Below are 17,459 nucleotides of genomic sequence, written 5' to 3'. Positions count from 1 at the left end.
CCTAGGACGCGGTTCGGACCCCGGCCGTGACCCCCGTCAGGAGCTCGCGCAGCAGGTCCGCGCCGCGCAGGGTGAGGACCGACTCCGGATGGAACTGGACCCCCGCGAAGCCGGCCGCGGAGCGAAGGGCGTGGACCTCGCCCGTCGCCGGATCACGGGCCACCTCCACCCCGTCGGCGGCGAGCCGCGCGGCCAGCGCGTCGTCGCAGTGCGCGGTGTACGTGTTGTAGAAGCCGACCACCTCCTCGGCCCCGAACAGATCGATCCGGGTCTGCGCCCCCTGCGCCGGTTCCGCCTTGCGGATCAGCGGGAGGCCCAGCTCGGCCGCCAGCAGCTCGTGGCCCAGGCAGACCCCGACCAGGCCGTGGCGGTGCCCGGCCAGCAGGTCGGCCGCCAGCCCGCGCAGCATCCGCATCTTGGGGTCCGCGGCCTCGGCCGGATTGCCCGGGCCGGGGCCCAGCACGATCGGGCCCTCCCAGGCCAGGGCCGCAGCCCGCAGCCCCGGATCGTCGTAGCGGCGTACGGTCACCTCCAGCCCGGCCACCCGCAGCACGTGGGCCAGCATCGCCGTGAAGGTGTCCTCGCCGTCCACCACCAGCGCGTGTCCGGTCGGGACCGCGGGCCGCTCCTGCATCCGCAGCCAGAACGGCGCCAGGTCCTGGCGGCGCGCCGCCAGGGCCGCACGCACCCGCGGGTCGTCCGCCAGCCGGGCCCCCTCGAAGGCCGGGCGCGGCGCGGCCGGCCGCACCCCGAGCGCCGCCAGCACCCCCGCCGCCTTCGCATGGGTCTCCGCCACCTCGCCCGCCGGATCCGAGTGCCGCACCAGCGTGGCGCCCACCGGCACCCGCAGCGTGCCGTCCGCCGCGATGTCGGCGGTGCGGATCAGGATGGGGGAGTCGAGGGTCTGCGCCCCCGCGGGGTCCTGGCCCAGCAGGGCCAGCGCGCCCGCGTAGTAGCCGCGCCCGCCGGCCTCGTACCGCTCGATGACGCGGCAGGCGTTCTGCACGGGGGATCCGGTGACGGTCGCCGCGAACATGGTTTCGCGCAGCACCTCCCGCACGTCCAGCGAGGACCGGCCGCGCAGCTCGTACTCGGTGTGCGCGAGGTGGGACATCTCCTTCAGCCGCGGTCCGACGACGACCCCGCCCATGTCGCCGACCGTGCACATCATCTTCAGCTCCTCGTCGACCACCATCGACAGTTCCTCGGTCTCCTTGCGGTCGCCGAGGAAGGCGAGGAGGGAGTCGGCCGTCGGCCCCCCGGCCGGATAGCGGTAGGTGCCGCTGATCGGGTTCATCACGACCGTCCCTCCGGACATCCGCACGTGCACCTCGGGGCTGGCCCCGACGAGGGTCCGCTCCCCGGTGTGGACGACGTACGTCCAGTACGCGCCCCGCTCGCCCTCCAGCAGCCGCCGGAACAGCGCGAGCGCGTCGGCCCGGCCGAATCCGCCGATGCGGCCCTCGTAAGTGCGCCGGATGACGAAGTTCGCGCCCTCGCCGCGGCCGATCTCGTCCTCGATGACCCGCCGGACGGTGGCCGCGTACTCCTCGTCGGGGACGTCGAAGCCGCCGCCGTCGACCCGCACCGGGTGCCTCGGCAGCGCGGCCAGCGCCTCGGCGAGCGGGATCTCGTACCCCTCCTCGGCGACCAGCACGCTCAGCGGCGTGCCGTCGTCGCGCACGTCGAAGCCGCGCTCCCGGATCTGCCGGAAGGGGACCAGAGCGAGGGCGGGCAGCTCGCCGACGGGCAGGTCGGCGAGGTGTTCGACCTCGCCCACCTGCCCGATCAGCACCTCGACGGTGTCGTGGTCGCGGCCGGGCGTCCGCCGGCGCAGCAGGGCGAACGGCGGGCAGGAGGGGTCGAGCAGTCGGCTCAGTCGGCCGGGTCGGCTGGGGTTCATGGGGCGGAGCGTCCTTCCGGAGGGAGGAGCGGCCCCTGGGATCCGACAACGTGGTCGAAAACGCGGAAGGCCGCCCCTCGGGGCGGCCTTCGCGTCGTGCGTGTCTTCAGGTACGCGCGAGAAGTGGGCCGCCAGGAGCGGGCCACCACCAGTTCTGGTTCGAGTGCGCGTACATGGTGGGCACCATAGCCCAGACCGCCCCCGCGGGGCAGGATCTGTCTCATGGCGTGAGCTGAACCATGGATTCCGTTCCGCCGGGCGCCCGCGACCTTTGAGCTGGTTCGTCTCACGTTGTGGGCGGGGGGCCGAACGCGGCGTGTGACGCCGTAATGTGTACGAGGTGACCGTGAACGCTGAAAACCAAGCCCCCGCCGCCAAGGCGACCTGGCGAGACCTTCCCGCGGCGCAGCAGCCTTCGTACCCCGATGCCGAGGCTCTGCGCGCTGTCGTCGCGGACCTCGAGTCGTATCCTCCCCTCGTTTTCGCGGGTGAGTGCGACCAGCTGCGTGCCCGTCTGGGAGCCGTCGCCAAGGGCGAGGCGTTCCTGCTCCAGGGCGGCGACTGTGCCGAGGCCTTCGACGGCGTCTCCGCCGACCACATCCGCGCCAAGCTGAAGACGCTGCTCCAGATGAGCGCCGTCCTGACGTACGCCGCCTCCGTGCCCGTCGTCAAGGTCGGCCGCATCGCGGGCCAGTACTCCAAGCCGCGCTCCAAGGACACCGAGACCCGCGACGGCGTCACCCTGCCGACCTACCGCGGCGACTCCGTCAACGGCTTCGCCTTCACCGAAGAGGCCCGGATCCCGGACCCCGAGCGGCTGAAGCGCATGTACAACGCGTCCGCCTCGACGCTCAACCTGGTGCGCGCCTTCACCACCGGTGGCTACGCCGACCTGCGCCAGGTGCACGCCTGGAACCAGGACTTCGTGAAGTCCAGCCCGTCCGGTCAGCGGTACGAGCAGCTCGCGCGGGAGATCGACAACGCGCTGAACTTCATGAAGGCGTGCGGCACCGACCCGGCCGAGTTCAAGGCCGTCGAGTTCTACGCCTCGCACGAGGCGCTGCTGCTCGACTACGAGGGCGCGCTGACCCGTACCGACTCGCGTACCGGCAAGCTGTACGACACCTCCGGCCACATGGTCTGGATCGGTGAGCGCACCCGCCAGCTGGACCACGCGCACATCGAGTTCTGCTCGCAGATCGCCAACCCGATCGGCATCAAGCTGGGCCCCACCACCACGGTGGACGAGGCCCTGACGTACATCGACCGCCTGGACCCCGAGCGCGAGCCGGGCCGGCTGACCTTCGTCGTCCGCATGGGCGCCGACAAGGTCCGCGACAAGCTCCCCGAGCTCGTCGAGAAGGTCACCGCCTCCGGCGCGACCGTCGCCTGGGTCACCGACCCGATGCACGGCAACACCTTCGAGGCGGCCTCCGGCCACAAGACGCGCCGTTTCGACGACGTGCTCGACGAGGTCAAGGGCTTCTTCGAGGTCCACAAGGCCCTCGGCACCCACCCGGGCGGCATCCACGTCGAGCTCACCGGTGACGATGTCACCGAGTGCGTGGGCGGCGGCGACGAGATCTTCGTCGACGACCTGCACCAGCGCTACGAGACGGCCTGCGACCCGCGGCTCAACCGCAGCCAGTCCCTCGACCTGGCGTTCCTCGTCGCCGAGATGTACCGCGACCAGTAGGGATCAGTCAGTACCTTCGTACGACAGTGGGGCGCGGATCGATGTGATCCGCGCCCCACTGTCGTATCCAGGTCTTTTAGGCGACCCTAACTTTGGGTACGGTTAGGTAAGCCTCACCGAAATGGGGATGGCTCGTCGAACCGCTGAACCGCTGAACCATTCCACCCTGGGAGGTGAACCGCGTGTACGTCTGCTCTTGCTTCGGTGTCACCGACAAGCAGGTCAAGGAGCACGCGGCTGCCGGGGCCTGCACCCCGCGCCAGATCGCCTCGGCCACCAAGGCCGGCACCGACTGCGGATCGTGCGTGCGCACCATCCAGGGCATCCTCGGCCGTGGGGCGTGCCCCCGCCGGGAGCTGCTGGAGAAGGGCCAGACGGCGGCCGTGCTCGCCGCGGAGCCGGGTGCGGCCCGTTCGGCGGAGCTGGCGGAAGCGGCCTAGAGCCGGTTAGCTCGGCTGCTCGATCAGCTGCGCGATGTAGAGCGGCTCGCCCAGGGACTCGATGAGCTCCAGCTGGGTGTCGAGGTAGTCGATGTGGTGCTCCTCGTCCTCCAGGATCTCCTCGAAGAGCCGGGCCGAGGTGATGTCACCCTTGCCGCGCATGACCTCGATACCCCGCTTGAGCCGGTCGATGGCCTCGACCTCGACCTGGCGGTCCGCCTGGAACATCTCCGTGAGCGTCTGCCCGACGCGCACGTGGAAGAGGCGCTGGTAGTTCGGCAGACCGTCGAGCATCAGGATGCGCTCGGTGATCTTGTCCGCGTGCTTCATCTCGTCGATGGACTCTTCACGCGTGTACTTGGCGAGCTTGGTCCAGCCCTTGTTGTCCTGGATGCGGTAGTGCAGCCAGTACTGGTTGATGGCCGTCAGCTCGCCGGTCAGCTGCTCGTTCAGAAACTCAAGGACCTCGGGGTCGCCCTGCATCGCAGAGGCTCCTTCCAGGCAATGTCAGCTATGTGACGGGGCAGTTGCGCGCATCCTTGCACCGCCACCGGAGACCGTCCAGTAAGTGCCTCCTTAGTGGGAGTTACGGCGACTTGCCCGAATCGGCCAAGACCTGGTCATGACCACCCTGCGCAGTCTGTCACCATGGAGTCATGGGTCAGCCGGAAAGCCGGGAATCTCCGGGAGCAGAGCAGCTGGAGCTTCCACCGGGGCAGCGGCTGCAGAGGGGCTGGCCGGTCACCCACTACGGGCCCGTACCCAAGTTCAAGCCGGACCGCTGGGAGTTCCGCGTCTTCGGCGCGACGGCCGACGGGGACAAGCACTGCTGGAACCATGAGGAGTTCACGGCCCTGCCGTTCGACTCCGTCGTGGCCGATCTGCACTGCGTCACGAAGTTCAGCATGCAGGGCGCCGAATGGGGCGGTGTGCTCGCCCGTGAGGTCCTCGCCCTGGCTCCCCCCGCCCCCCAGGTCACGCATGTGATGGTGTGGGCCGAGTACGGCTTCAGCTCCAACCTGCGGCTGGCCGACTTCGCCTCCGACCGGACCGTCTTCGCCACCCACGAGGGCGGTGAACTGCTCACCGCCGAGCACGGTTTCCCGGTACGGCTGGTGGTCCCGCACCTGTACGCCTGGAAGGGCCCCAAGTGGGTCCGCGGCATCGAGTACATGACCGCCGACCGCCGCGGCTTCTGGGAGGAGCGCGGCTACCACAACATCGGCGACCCGTGGCGCGAGCAGCGCTACTCGTACCAGGAGGAGCCCGGGGAGGGCCCCGAACTCTAGGGGGTGTCGTGCCGGTCGTGCCGGGCTCGCGGTGGGGCGCCCCGCGCTCAGTGGTGGTACCGGTGCACGACCGCGTGACCCTTGCCGCGGCCGATCATCCACTTGTTGACCGGTGTGGTGATCACGAAGGCGGCCGCCAGTGAGATCGCCAGGACGATCCAGAACAGCGGCTCCGACAGGTGCGCGTCCATCGCGCCGGGCCACAGGGCGATCACCCCGTTGTCGATCAGCTCCATGACGGCGATCGAAAGGGTGTCCGCGGCCAGCGCCACCCGGATGGCCGTACGCAGGTCCACGCCGGCGGCGAGGACCCCGCGCAGGGTGAGCGCGTAGCCGAAGAAGAACGCGAGGACGATCGCCAGGATCATCGTCGGGACGTTCCCCCAGCCCAGCGCGGTACCGATGATCATGCCGAGCACCTCGCCGATGGCGCAGCCGGTGAGGCAGTGGAGGGTGGCACGGGCGGCCGTGCCCCAGCTGACCGGGCCGCCGGCGCCGTGCGCGGGTGCCGGTGCGTCGTGCTCGTGTGCGGGCCCGTGGCCGTGGTGCCCCTCGCGGGGCTCGTGACCCTCACGCCCCTCGTGCATGTGCTCCATGACAACCCCCCTCGTGGGAACGCCGGGCTGCGGTCCCGTCGACAGGACGGAACCGTATACCCCCTAGGGGTATTCCTCAAGGGACCGGCGGATCACTGCGGGCCGCGCAGCTCCTTCAGCAGCGCGACGTCCGCCGCGTGCCCTTCCTTGCCGCCGGGCGTCTCGGTGATCAGCGGGACACCGTCCATCGCGGGGTGCGTGAACAGCTCCGCGAAGGCGTCCCGGCCGATGTGCCCCTGGCCGATGTTGGCGTGCCGGTCCTTGTGGGCGCCGACGCCCTCCTTGGAATCGTTCGCGTGGACCAGCTTCAGCCGGCCCTCGCCCACCGTGTCCACCAGCAGGTCCAGCATCACCTTCGTCCCGCCCGGCTCCGCCAGATCGTGACCGGCCGCGAAGATGTGGCAGGTGTCCAGGCAGATCCCCAGCTTCGGGTGGTGGTCGAGCGCCTCGAAGTACGGCCCGAAGTCCCACGTGCGCGAGCACAGCGAGGAGCCCTGCCCGGCCGTGGACTCCAGCAGCAGGAACGGGTCGTCGTCATGCGTCAGCTCGTCGAGCAGCGGCAGCATGTGCTCCCTGACCTGCGCGTACGCCGCCTCCCGCGGGCGGCCACCGGTCGCCGACCCGGTGTGCACGACCACCCCGAGCGCACCGATCTCCCGGCCGCGGCGCAGCGAGTGGCGCAGCGACTCCACCGACTTCTCCACGGTCGCCTCGGTGTGCGAGCCGAAGTTGATCAGATACGGGGCGTGCACGTACGCGGGGATGGACTCGGCCGCGCACTCCGCCCGGAACCGTTCGTCCTGTGCCGGATTGCCGACCGGAGTGGCCCAGCCGCGCGGATTGGCGACGAAGACCTGGACGGCCTCCGCCCCCATCTCCCGGGCGTAGGTCAGGCCGACCGAGGCGAGCCCCCCGGCGACGGGGACGTGCCCGCCCACTGGATTGCGCATCACTACGGCTTACAGCCCCTTGGTCTTGATGGTGATCGTGCTGCCCTCGGGGGCGTTCTGCCCGGCCGGCACCGACTGGGTGTCGATCGTGTTGCTGAAGGAGATCAGCGGCCGGTCCACCTTCACCTTGAAGCCGGCGGCCTCCAGCGCCTTGCGGGCCGCGTCCACGTCCTGGCCGGTCACGTTCGGGACCGGGATCTGCCGGGGACCCTTGGACACGGTCAGCGTGACCGTGTCCCCGGCCGCGGCCTGGGTGCCGGCGCCGACCGACTGGTTGGCGACCGTACCGGCGGCGAAGGGGGCGTTGACCTGCTCGGGAGCCGTCGCGACCTTGAGGCCCACGGCCTCCAGGGCCGCCGTCGCCTGGTCGGCGGGGATCCCGGTCACGCTCGGCACCGGCACCGGGCGGCCCTTGCTGACGACGAGCGAGACCGCCGTGTCGGGCGCCCGCTTCTCGCCGCCCGCCGGATTGGTGCTGATCACCGAACCCTGGGCGATGTCCTGGCTGAAGGCCTGCGTCACCATGCCGGGCGCCAGCCCGGACTGCGTCAGCTCTGCGTTGGCCTCCTCCAGGGGCCGGCCCTTCAGGTTGGGCACGGCCACGACCTCGGGGCCGCGGGAGAGGGTGATGGTCACCGCGTCGTTGCCGCGGATCCGCCGGCCGCCCGGAGGATCGGTGTTCATCACCGTCCCGCGTTCGAAGGCGTCGCTGAACTTCCGGTTCACCCCCTTCACCCCGAGCCCGGCCGCGGACAGCTGGGAGCGGGCCTGCGCCTCGGTCTTGCCGAGCAGGTTGGGGACCTTCGTGAACTGCCCGGAGTTGATGTACCAGACCCCGACCCCGAGCCCGAGCGCGAGCAGCACGCCCGCGATGACGAGCAGCACCCCGCGACGGGGCCGCCGCGCGAGGGCGGCCGGCCGGTGCGCGGGCGGAGCGGGCGGCGCCGGGGGCATCTCCAGGCGGGAGGTGTGCTGCACGGGCTGCTGCGCGGCCACCGGGCGCGGGATCACCCCCGTGCGGTCCTCGGCGGACGAGCGCTCCTCGGCGCGCGCCTGCGGGGGTACGGCGTCCAGCTCGGCGTCGCTGAGCAGCGCGCGGGCCTCGCGGGTGAGGCCGAGCAGGGCGGCGGCGTCGTAGGGGCGCAGGTCGGGATTGCGGGCGGCGGCCTGCGCGACCAGCTCGTCGAGCCCGACGGCGAGCCCCGGGACCACGGCGGACGGGGGCGGGACGTCCTCGTGCAGGTGCTGGTAGAGCACCTGCGCGGCGGTGCCGCCGGTGTGGGGCTTGGAGCCGGTGAGCATCTCGTAGAGGACGACACCGCAGGCGTAGACGTCCACGCGGGTGTCGGCGATGCCGTTCTCGATCTGCTCGGGCGCCAGATAGGAGACGGTGCCGAGGACGGAGCCGGTGGTGTTGGTCACCGAGTCGACCGACCGGACCAGCCCGAAGTCCGCGACCTTCACCCGGCCGTCGTCCCCGATCAGCACGTTCTCGGGCTTCATGTCGCGGTGGACGAAGCCGGCCCGGTGGGCGGCGCCGAGGGCGGCGAGGACCGGTTCGAGGATGTCGAGGGCGGCCCGGGGCTGGAGCGCACCGCGCTCGCGGAGCACGTCGCGCAGGGTGCAGCCGGAGACGTACTCCATGGCCAGGTACACGTACGGCCCGTCCGTGCCCTGGTCGAAGACGGCGACCACGTTCGGGTGCGCGAGCCGGGCGACGGACTTCGCCTCGCGGATGAACCGGTCGACGAAGGCGGCGTCGGCGGCGAGGGCCGGGTGCATCACCTTCAGGGCGAGTACGCGGTCGAGGCGGGTGTCGAGGGCCCGGTAGACCGTGGCCATGCCGCCGGCCGCGATGCGGGCGTCGATGCGGTAGCGGCCGTCGAGCACGCGCCCGACGAGGGGGTCATCCAGGGTCGTATCCACCCGGCGATTCTACGAGCCCGCCCCGGAGCCCCCACCCCGGCCGGTCGCCTTGCAGCGCACCTGTGACGTGGGCGGGGTCGCGGGGGCGGGGCCTTCACCCCCGCGGCGCGGCGCCCCGGGCCGGTGGCTGCCCACCCGCCCCCTCGGCGCCGGGGCGCATGGGGAGCGCAAGGCCGGACGGTGGTGGGGTGCGGGTCCTCGGTGGGCGGGGTCGGACGGTGGCGGGGTGGCTTCGCGGCGTGCGGGAAACCCCCATACGCCACTCTGATTCCGCCCGAGCAGCTCCCGCCCACCGAAGCCCCCGCCCCGCCTCCCCTCAGAACGCCGGCCGCTCCGGGTCCAGGGTGGCGCGGCCTTCCGTGGGGGAGGAGGCTTCGGCGAAGCGGCGTTGGGGGATGCGGCCCGCGCGGAAGGCGAGGCGGCCCGCCGAGACGGCGTCGCGCATGGCCGACGCCATGAGGACCGGCTCCTGCGCGCGGGTCACCGCCGAGGCCAGCATCACCGCCGCGCAGCCCAGTTCCATCGCAAGGGCCGCGTCCGACGCCGTGCCCGCGCCCGCGTCCAGGATGACCGGGACCGACGCGCGCTCCGTGATCAGCTCGAAGTTGTGCGGGTTGCGGATGCCCATGCCGGACCCGATGGGGGACCCGAGCGGCATGATCGCCGCGCAGCCCACGTCCTCCAGCTTCCGCGCGAGCACCGGGTCGTCATTGGTGTACGGGAGGACCGTGAAGCCCTCGTCCACCAGGATCTCGGCGGCGTCCAGCAGCTCGACGCCGTCCGGCAGGAGGGTCCGTTCGTCCGCGACCACCTCCAGCTTGATCCAGTCCGTGCCGAGCGCCTCCCGGGCCAGCCGGGCCGTGAGGACGGCCTCGCCCGCCGTGAAGCAGCCCGCCGTGTTGGGGAGGACCGAGATGCCGAGCTTGGTCAGCACGGACAGGACGGAGCCCTGGACCGTGGGGTCCAGCCGCCGCATCGCGACCGTGGTGAGTTCGGTGCCGGACGCGACGAGGGCGCGTTCCAGGACGTCCAGGCTCGGGGCCCCTCCCGTGCCCATGATCAGGCGGGAGGTGAAGGTCCGGCCGCCGAGGGTGAAGAGGTCGTCCGCCATGCCGTTCAGCCTCCCTGTACCGCGGTCAGGATCTCGACCCGGTCGCCGTCGCCCACGACGGTGGCCGGCCACTGCCCGCGCGGGATCACTGTCTCGTTGAGTGCGGCGGCGACGCCGGAGGGGGCGGTGGTCAGGGTGGCGACCACCGTGTCGAGGGTGGCGCCGGCCGCGACCTCGCGCGGCTCGCCGTTGACGGAGATGGTCATGCGTACGACTCCTGACGTGCGGCGGAGAACCGGCGGGGGGTGAAGGGGCGCGCGATCTCCGGCAGTTCGCCGGTGGCCAGCAGCTCGGCGAGGACCTCGCCGGTGAGCGGGGTGAGCAGCACCCCGTTGCGGTAGTGCCCGGTGGCCAGGTGCAGGCCCGGCAGGTCGGTCGGGCCGAGCAGCGGGGCGTTGTCGGGGGATCCGGGGCGCAGTCCCGCCCGGGTCTCGGTGAGCGGGAGTTCGGTGATGCCGGGGACCAGTTCGTGGGCGTCGCGCAGGAGTTCGTAGACCCCGCCCGCAGTGACGGTGGTGTCCCAGCCGAGTTCCTCGCTGGTGGCGCCGACGACGAGTTCGCCGTTCTCGCGCGGCACCAGGTAGACGTGGCTGCCGCGTACGACGGCCCGTACGGTCCGCGACAGGAACGGCGCGTACGCCGCCGGCACCGTGAGCCGCAGGACCTGTCCCTTGACCGGCCGTACGGGGGCCGCGACCTCCGGCGGTACGCCCGCCAGCCGGCCGGTGAACGAGCCCGCGGCGAGGACCACCTGGTCGGCGAGCAGCTCCGTGCCGTCGTCGAGGAGGGCTCCGGTCGCCCGGTCGGTGGTGGTGAGCAGCCGCTCCGCGCCGGCCCGGTGGATGGTCACGCCGGCGCGTTCGCAGGCGGCCAGCAGGGCGGCCGCGAGGCGGCGGGGATCGACCTGGTGGTCGCCGTCGACGCGCAGGCCGCCGCGTACGCCCGGGGCGAGCATGGGTTCCAGGCGGCGGCACTCGCGGCCGGTGAGCCACTCGGATTCCAGGCCGCAGCGGCGCTGCAGGGCGTGCAGTTCGCGCAGGTGGAGGCGGTCGTCGGCGTCGAGGGCGACGGCGAGGGTGCCGCAGGCGCGGTAGCCGATGTCCAGGCCGCCGCTGGCCTCGGCGAGCTCGGCGGCGAACTGCGGATAGCGTGCGGCGGAGGCGAGGCCGAGGCCCAGCAGGGCTTCCTCGCCGTAGTGCAGTTCGGTGACGGGGGCGAGCATGCCGGCCGCGACCTGGGCGGCGCCGCCGCCGGGTGCGGGGTCGGCGAGTACGGTGCTCAGTCCGCGCGCGGCGGCCCGCCAGGCGGTGACCAGGCCGATGATTCCGCCCCCGATGACGAGGACGTCGGATCCCTTCCGAGATGTTCGGGATGAGTGCATGGGCGTCCAGCCCCTCCCTTCGCCGGCATGACCCGGATCAGGTTCGTACGGTCGGAGGCCGGCCAGCCTCCCTCTCAGCCCGGTGCGCCGGACTCCCGCGATAGGTACGGTGGCCAGACTAACCCGGCGGTGGATGCCGGGTAAGGCGGCACCTATTCCTGACGGAGCGTCAGATGATTAGGGTGGCGGCGTGAGCGAGCAGACGGAACAGAATCAGCACGGCGTCGTGATCGTCGGCGCCGGAATGGCCGGGGTGCAGACCGCGGTGGCCCTGCGCGAACAGGGCTACACCGGCCCCGTGACCCTGCTGGGAGCCGAACCCCACCAGCCCTACGACCGGCCCCCGCTGTCCAAGGCGGTACTCCTCGGCAAGGCCGAGGACTCCGCCTTCGACGTCGACTTCGAAGGCCTCGACATCGACCTCAGGCTCGGCACCGAGGTCACCGGACTGCGCGCCGCCGTCCACGAGCTGGACACCGAGGCGGGTCCGGTCCCGTACGGGACCCTCGTACTGGCGACCGGCGCGCAGCCGCTGACCCTCCCCGGGACCGAGGGCGTCCCGGGCGTCCACCTGCTGCGCACCCTGGACGACGCGGCCCGGCTGCGCCCGGTGCTGGCCGCGTCGCCCCGGGCCGTGGTCGTCGGGGCGGGCTGGATCGGCGCCGAGTTCGCCACCGCCGCCCGGGAGGCGGGCTGCGAGGTCACCGTGGTCGAGGCTGCGGACCGGGTGCTGGCGGGGGCGCTGCCCCCCGAGGTCACCGAGCCGATGGCGCGCTGGTACCAGGAGGCGGGCGCGGAGCTGATCACCGGGGCGAAGGTCGCCGGGATCGAGGAGGGGCGGGTCCTGCTGGCGGACGGGCGGACCCTGCCCGCCGGCGCGGTGGTGGTGGGCATCGGCGCGCGCCCCGCCACCGCATGGCTGGACGGGACCGGCGTGGAGCGCGGCCCCGACGGCTCGGTCACCGCGGACGCGTACCTGCGGACCTCGCTGCCCGGGGTGTACGCGGTCGGCGACTGCGCCTCCTTCCCGTCCGGGCGGTACGGGACGCGGCTGCTCGTGCACCACTGGGACAACGCGCTCCAGGGGCCGCGGACGGTCGCGGCGAACATCCTGGCCGGGGAGCCGGCCCACGTCTACGACCCGGTGCCGTACTTCTGGTCGGAGCAGTTCGGGCGCTTCGTCCAGTACGCCGGACACCACGGCGGGGCCGACACCCTGCTCCTGCGCGGGGACCCGGCCGGTCCCGCCTGGTCGGTGTGCTGGCTGCGCGGCGGCGCACTGGTCGCCGTCCTGGCGGTGGGCCGCCCGCGCGACCTGGCGCAGGGTCGCAAGCTCATCGAGACGGGCGTCCCCATGGACCCCGCCAAGGTGTCCGACCCCGGGACCCCGCTGAAGTCGGCCACGGCCTGACGGCCCGGGCGGGGTGCGGGTGCCGCTGCGCGGAGCCTGTCCCCGCCCGCCCTTTCTCCGTTTCCCGGGCTCTGCCCGGACCCGGTCCTCAAACGCCGGACGGGCTGGAAAATCCAGCCCCGCCGGCGTTTGAGGCGCGGGGTCCGGGGCGGATCCCCGGCGCGGCCGCGACCCGGACGGGGCTGCTCAGGTACCGGCGGCGGAGCCGAGATGGCAGGCTTGTGCCTGTGACCGAGATTGACGCAAAGATCGATGCCCTTGTCCCCTCGTGGCTGTACCTCCCCGACATCGCGGAGATGCTGAACATCGAGGTGACCCGGGTCCGCCAGATGGTCAAGGAAGGGCAGCTCATCGCCGTCCGCCGGGGCGAGAACCGCTCCCTGCAGGTTCCGGCCCCCTTCATCGACGGCGACAAGGTCGTCAAGGGCCTCGTCGGTCTGCTGACCGTGCTGCGCGACGACCGTTTCTCCGAGGAGGAGATCCTGGAATGGCTCTTCACCGAGGATCCGACCCTGCCTGGCACTCCCGTGCAGGCGCTGAGCGAGAATCGCGGCACGGAGGTGAAGCGCCGCGCTCAGGCGCTCGCCCTCTGACCTGATCGCCTTCGCTCCACAGCGGTGTACGGGCCGCGGCCCGTACACCGCATCCATCACGGGGGGTACACCCATGCAGCTGTCCGACGCCCGGCTCTACCTCTGCACGGACGCCCGCAAGCGCCAGGGTGACCTCCCCGCATTCCTCGACGCCGTCCTGTCCTCCGGCGTGGACATCGTCCAGCTCCGCGACAAGGGCATGGAGGCGGGGGAGGAGCTCGAACACCTCCAGGTCTTCGCCGAGGCCGCCCGCCGCCACGGCAAGCTCCTCGCCGTGAACGACCGCGCCGACGTCGCCCACGCCATCGGCTCCGACGTCCTGCACCTCGGCCAGGGCGACATCCCCGTCCCCGCGGCCCGTGCCATCCTCGGCGAGCGGGTGCTGATCGGCCGGTCCTGCCATGCCGAGGACGAGGTCGACGCGGCCGTCGCCGAAGCCGGCGTGGACTACTTCTGCACCGGCCCCTGCTGGCCCACCCCCACCAAGCCCGGCCGCCACGCCCCGGGCCTGGACCTGGTCCGGTACACGGCCTCCCTGGAGCAGGACCGCCCCTGGTTCGCCATCGGCGGCATCGACGGCTCGAACCTGGACCAGGTACTGGACGCCGGCGCCACCCGCATCGTGGTCGTCCGCGCCCTCACCGAGGCCACCGACCCCGGCGCGGCCGCCGCGGAGCTCGCCAAGCGGGTCCGGGCCCGCCTCGGCTGAGACCCGTCCGCCCGGCCTGCGGGTGGTCGCGTTACCCCGAACGGACGCCTTCCGGCCAGAGCAGGCCCTCCAAGTGTCCAAAAACGTGTCCAAAACGTGGACAAGGCTTCGGTGTCCGCCGGGCCGCGTCTAACCTGCCCACATGGCCTCTGGTACCGCTTCCACCTGGTCGGATCGTGCACACACGGTCCGCGACCTCCTCGCGTCCGGGCGCTCGTACTCCTTCGAGTTCTGGGCCCCGAAGACGGAGAAGGGCGAACGCAACCTCTGGAACGCCCTGCGCCGGGTCGAGGCGGTATCCCCCAGTTTCGTCTCCGTGACCTACGGAGCCGGCGGCTCCACCCGCGGCGGCACTGTCAAGGCCACCCAGGAAATCGCCGCGGACACCACGCTCACTCCCGTCGCGCACCTCACCGCCGTGGACCACTCGGTCGCCGAGCTGCGCAATGTCATCGGGCAGTTCGCGGACGCCGGGATCCGGAACATGCTCGTCGTGCGCGGAGACCCGCCGGGTGACCCGATGGGCGAGTGGGTGGCGCACCCCGAGGGCGTGCACTACGCCGCCGACCTGGTCCGGCTGGTCAAGGAGTCCGGCGACTTCTGCGTCGGCGTCGCCGCCTTCCCCGAGATGCACCCGCGTTCGGCGGACTGGGACACGGACATCCGGCACTTCGTGGACAAGTGCCATGCCGGTGCCGATTACGCGATCACCCAGATGTTCTTCGATCCGGAGAATTATCTGCGGCTGCGCGACAGCGTCGAGAAGGCGGGCTGCGAGACCCCGATCATCCCCGAGGTCATGCCTGTTGTGGGTATCAAGCAGCTCGACCGACTGCCCCAGCTCAGCAACGCGGCCTTCCCCGCGGACGTGAAAGAGCGCATGCTCGCCGTCAAGGACGACCCGGCCGCTGTACGCTCCATTGGCATCGAGTTCGCCACGGAGTTCTGCGCGCGACTGCTGTCCGAGGGTGTCCCGGGGCTGCACTTCATCACGCTCAACAATTCCACGGCGACTCTCGAAATCTACGAGAACCTGGGCCTGCACCAGCGGGCCTGAGCGGCCGCCCCCCGTTCCCGCGCCGGCGGCCGTACCGAGAGGGGCCATGCATGGGAATGACGGTCCTCTACATCGCGTTCGGTTTCGTCGCGCTGTGGCTGCTTGCCGAGGTCCTGATGCAGTACAAGGCCCGGCTCCGCTGGCGCCTGCTCGCCTTCGCCGGCTTCCTCGGCGTGGTCGCCGGGGTGATACTGCCGTCGGTGCCGGTCATCGGCGCCGGCGCGCTCGCGTTCGCCGTGGGCCAGACCCTGGTCACGCTGTCCTTCCGCAAGGGCTTCGTCGCCGGCTGGGCGCTGCGCCGCGGCGGGAAGCCCGTACGGCAGACGCGCCGTCGCCGGGCCGCGGGCACCAAGCAGGAGCCGGCCCTCCAGGTCACCGCGCTGCAGTACGAGGACGCAGACGCCGGCACCGAAGGCGCCGGGGACGGGGCCGCGGAGGAGCGGTCGTTCCGCGACGCGCCCCCGGTGGTCTACAGCCCGGAGCCGGTGCCCGAGGACACCGGGTCCTACGGGATACAGAGTCTTGCGCCCGAGGCCGACCGGACGGCGGCCTTCGCCTCGCCGTTCACCACGGCCGAGCAGGACGCCCACCAGTACGCGGCGTACTACGACCAGCAGAACCAGGGCGGCTACGACTACTCGGGCGGCTACCCGACGGGCGACCAGCAGCAGGTCTACGCCGCCTACTCGGACCCGTACATCGGCACCGGCGGCGGCGTCGTCCCGCCCCAGCCGTACGACTACACCCCGTACGCCGACTACGGGCAGCAGCAGTACTCCACGGACACCCCGCCCGGCGGGGTCTGGGTCCCGCAGCAGCGGTCCACCGACGGGGCCGGCCAGTCCTACCCGATGGAGGACCAGGGCGAGCCGCAGCAGCAGCAGTACCCGTACCCCCAGCAGGGCGGGTACGAGCAGTACCGCTACTGACGGCTCACTGCGAGCCGCGGAACTCCGCGCCCTCCACGATCAGTCCGGCCACCAGGGCCCCGGTCATCCCGGCGTGCGCCAGCCCGCCGCCGGGGTGGGCCCAGCCGCCCGCCAGGTAGAGCCCGGGCACGGCCGTGGTGTTGGCCGGCTGGAGCAGCCGGCCCCCCGCCCCCGCGAGGGCGGGCGGGGGCACCGCGCCGCCCAGCGCACCGGTCGCCGCCTCGATGTCGGCCGGGGTACGCACCTCGTGCCACAACAGCCGCTCCCGCAGCCCCTGTACGGCCTTCTCGGCGAGGTTCAGCAGCTCGGCGGGGTCCGAGGTCCCGGGTCCGGGCACGGCGCTCACGGTGACCGCCTCGTGCTCCTCGTCGGGCCGGGTGGCCGGATCGTCCGGGCGCATGACGCTGACCTGCGTCCCGGAGGCGTGGACCAGGGTGCGGTGCACGGCGGTGGCGGGGCGGGGGCCGCGCAGCGCGAGCAGGAGCGTGATCCGCCCCGGTACGCCGTCCCCGCGGGCGGGGACCGCTTCCGGCGGCCACGGCAGGGAACCGGCCGGCAGCTGCCGGGGGTCGATCCCGCACACGACGGTGTCGGCGGCCGCCTCGGTGCCGTCGGCCAGCCGCAGACCGGCTGCCCGGCCGTCCGTGACCAGGACCTCCCGGACCTCCGCCCCGAAGACGAAGGCGACCTTGCGCTCCAGGCAGCGCTCGTACACGGCGGTGGCCAGGGCCCGCATCCCGCCGCGCACGTACCAGCTGCCGAAGGTCTGCTCCATGTACGGGAGCACGGCCGCCGAGGCCGGTGCGGTGGCGGGGTCGATCCCGTACCCGCGCACCAGGCCGGTCAGCAGCTCCGCGAGGGCGCCGCCCAGCTCCCGGTCGGCCACCTCGGCGAGGGTCGGCGTCCGGCGGCGCAGCAGGCCGCTCCGGCGCAGGGCCGGGTACGGGTCGCCGCCCAGGCTCTGCCGGGCGCCGGGCCGCAGCGGCTCCTCCAGCAGCGGGCGCCGGGTGGCGTCCCAGGCATCGCGGGCGCGGCCCAGGACGGCGTTCCAGCGCTCGCCCGCGCCCGGGCCGAAGGCGGATTCCAGGGCGGCGGCGACACCGCCGCGGGAGGCGCCGGGGAGGGTGACGTCGATGCCGTGGTGGGGGAGGACGTGCCGGACGGCCGGGTCCACCTGGACCATGTCGACGCAGGTCTCCAGCGGCCGCTTGCCGGTCTTCACGAAGAGATCGCGGTAGACGGCCGGCAGGTGCAGCAGCCCGGGCCCGGTGTCGAAGGCGAAGCCCTCGCGCTCGTACCGGCCCACGGCTCCGCCGTAGGTCGTCCCGCGTTCGTACACCGTCACCTGGTGCCCCGCCACGGCCAGCCGGGCCGCCGTAGCCATCGCGCCCATGCCGGCGCCGATCACCGCAATTCGTGCCATGCGGCCGAGCCTATCGACCCCCGTGCCGGCCCCCTTGATGACCCT

The 17,459-nt window shown here is 72.5% G+C and carries 17 protein-coding genes and 1 riboswitch; of the genes, 8 read left to right on the top strand and 9 right to left on the bottom strand.

Annotated features, from left to right (window positions below):
- Position 1 precedes the first annotated feature (1 nt).
- On the bottom strand, positions 2 to 1,903 hold the full coding sequence (locus ACZ4YL_RS17075) for an anthranilate synthase family protein (RefSeq protein ID WP_468117226.1): 1,902 nt from the start codon (positions 1,901 to 1,903) through the stop codon (positions 2 to 4).
- A gap of 340 nt (positions 1,904 to 2,243) precedes the next feature.
- Between ACZ4YL_RS17075 and ACZ4YL_RS17070 the strand changes: the two genes are divergently transcribed.
- Both ACZ4YL_RS17070 and ACZ4YL_RS17065 read left to right on the top strand, forming a co-directional pair.
- Positions 2,244 to 3,599: a class II 3-deoxy-7-phosphoheptulonate synthase gene (locus ACZ4YL_RS17070; RefSeq protein WP_301371659.1), complete on the top strand. Its 1,356-nt coding sequence runs from the start codon at positions 2,244 to 2,246 to the stop codon at positions 3,597 to 3,599.
- A 182-nt stretch (positions 3,600 to 3,781) separates the two neighbouring features.
- Positions 3,782 to 4,039 (top strand): (2Fe-2S)-binding protein, encoded by a 258-nt coding sequence (locus ACZ4YL_RS17065; protein WP_037884228.1) that lies wholly within the window; start codon positions 3,782 to 3,784, stop codon positions 4,037 to 4,039.
- Between the two features lie 6 nt (positions 4,040 to 4,045).
- On the opposite strand, the gene bfr is transcribed toward ACZ4YL_RS17065, so the two are convergent.
- A complete protein-coding gene (bfr, locus tag ACZ4YL_RS17060) occupies positions 4,046 to 4,522 on the bottom strand; it encodes a bacterioferritin (protein ID WP_030010525.1) in 477 nt (158 codons plus the stop codon).
- A 173-nt stretch (positions 4,523 to 4,695) separates the two neighbouring features.
- Here bfr and ACZ4YL_RS17055 point away from each other — a divergent pair, with 173 nt between their 5' ends.
- Positions 4,696 to 5,328: a sulfite oxidase-like oxidoreductase gene (locus ACZ4YL_RS17055; RefSeq protein ID WP_030010526.1), complete on the top strand. Its 633-nt coding sequence runs from the start codon at positions 4,696 to 4,698 to the stop codon at positions 5,326 to 5,328.
- A gap of 47 nt (positions 5,329 to 5,375) precedes the next feature.
- Here ACZ4YL_RS17055 and ACZ4YL_RS17050 read toward each other — a convergent pair whose 3' ends face one another.
- The 6 genes from ACZ4YL_RS17050 to thiO all read right to left on the bottom strand — a co-directional run bounded on the left by ACZ4YL_RS17050 (position 5,376) and on the right by thiO (position 11,292).
- On the bottom strand, positions 5,376 to 5,924 hold the full coding sequence (locus ACZ4YL_RS17050; protein ID WP_468117223.1) for a DUF4396 domain-containing protein: 549 nt from the start codon (positions 5,922 to 5,924) through the stop codon (positions 5,376 to 5,378).
- 92 nt (positions 5,925 to 6,016) lie between these two features.
- The gene (locus ACZ4YL_RS17045) at positions 6,017 to 6,874 is read right to left on the bottom strand and encodes a deoxyribonuclease IV (RefSeq protein ID WP_351156243.1); all 858 of its coding nucleotides are present in this window, start codon (positions 6,872 to 6,874) and stop codon (positions 6,017 to 6,019) included.
- Positions 6,875 to 6,883: 9 nt separating this feature from the next.
- On the bottom strand, positions 6,884 to 8,800 hold the full coding sequence (gene pknB / locus ACZ4YL_RS17040) for a Stk1 family PASTA domain-containing Ser/Thr kinase (protein WP_468117222.1): 1,917 nt from the start codon (positions 8,798 to 8,800) through the stop codon (positions 6,884 to 6,886).
- 316 nt (positions 8,801 to 9,116) lie between these two features.
- Entirely contained in the window at positions 9,117 to 9,911 is a 795-nt protein-coding gene (locus tag ACZ4YL_RS17035) for a thiazole synthase (protein ID WP_314248778.1), read from the bottom strand.
- 5 nt (positions 9,912 to 9,916) lie between these two features.
- Positions 9,917 to 10,117: a sulfur carrier protein ThiS gene (gene thiS / locus ACZ4YL_RS17030; RefSeq protein WP_468117220.1), complete on the bottom strand. Its 201-nt coding sequence runs from the start codon at positions 10,115 to 10,117 to the stop codon at positions 9,917 to 9,919.
- A complete protein-coding gene (gene thiO / locus ACZ4YL_RS17025) occupies positions 10,114 to 11,292 on the bottom strand; it encodes a glycine oxidase ThiO (RefSeq protein WP_468117218.1) in 1,179 nt (392 codons plus the stop codon). The genes thiS and thiO overlap by 4 nt, the downstream gene beginning before the upstream one ends.
- A riboswitch (TPP riboswitch) is annotated at positions 11,290 to 11,401 on the bottom strand. (Overlaps the previous gene by 3 nt.)
- Before the next feature lie 81 nt (positions 11,402 to 11,482).
- Between thiO and ACZ4YL_RS17020 the strand changes: the two genes are divergently transcribed.
- The 5 genes from ACZ4YL_RS17020 to ACZ4YL_RS17000 all read left to right on the top strand — a co-directional run bounded on the left by ACZ4YL_RS17020 (position 11,483) and on the right by ACZ4YL_RS17000 (position 15,991).
- Complete coding sequence (locus ACZ4YL_RS17020) at positions 11,483 to 12,703, top strand: NAD(P)/FAD-dependent oxidoreductase (RefSeq protein ID WP_468117216.1); 1,221 nt, start codon at positions 11,483 to 11,485, stop codon at positions 12,701 to 12,703.
- Between the two features lie 227 nt (positions 12,704 to 12,930).
- Positions 12,931 to 13,296, top strand: a complete 366-nt coding sequence (locus ACZ4YL_RS17015) for an Rv2175c family DNA-binding protein (RefSeq protein ID WP_382549497.1) — start codon at positions 12,931 to 12,933, stop codon at positions 13,294 to 13,296.
- Between the two features lie 73 nt (positions 13,297 to 13,369).
- Complete coding sequence (gene thiE / locus ACZ4YL_RS17010) at positions 13,370 to 14,005, top strand: thiamine phosphate synthase (RefSeq protein WP_468117214.1); 636 nt, start codon at positions 13,370 to 13,372, stop codon at positions 14,003 to 14,005.
- 142 nt (positions 14,006 to 14,147) lie between these two features.
- A complete protein-coding gene (gene metF / locus ACZ4YL_RS17005; protein ID WP_468117212.1) occupies positions 14,148 to 15,062 on the top strand; it encodes a methylenetetrahydrofolate reductase [NAD(P)H] in 915 nt (304 codons plus the stop codon).
- A gap of 50 nt (positions 15,063 to 15,112) precedes the next feature.
- Positions 15,113 to 15,991: a hypothetical protein gene (locus tag ACZ4YL_RS17000; RefSeq protein WP_468117211.1), complete on the top strand. Its 879-nt coding sequence runs from the start codon at positions 15,113 to 15,115 to the stop codon at positions 15,989 to 15,991.
- Positions 15,992 to 15,995: 4 nt separating this feature from the next.
- Here the strand turns inward: ACZ4YL_RS17000 and ACZ4YL_RS16995 are convergent, their stop codons facing one another.
- Positions 15,996 to 17,414, bottom strand: coding sequence for a phytoene desaturase family protein (locus ACZ4YL_RS16995; protein WP_468117209.1), 1,419 nt, complete (start codon positions 17,412 to 17,414; stop codon positions 15,996 to 15,998).
- Positions 17,415 to 17,459: the final 45 nt, after the last annotated feature.

The sequence above is a fragment of the Streptomyces sp. NPDC030021 genome, from assembly GCF_055574035.1.
Note: the sequence above shows the minus strand (reverse complement) of the source record. Positions and strands in the feature narration are given on the sequence as shown.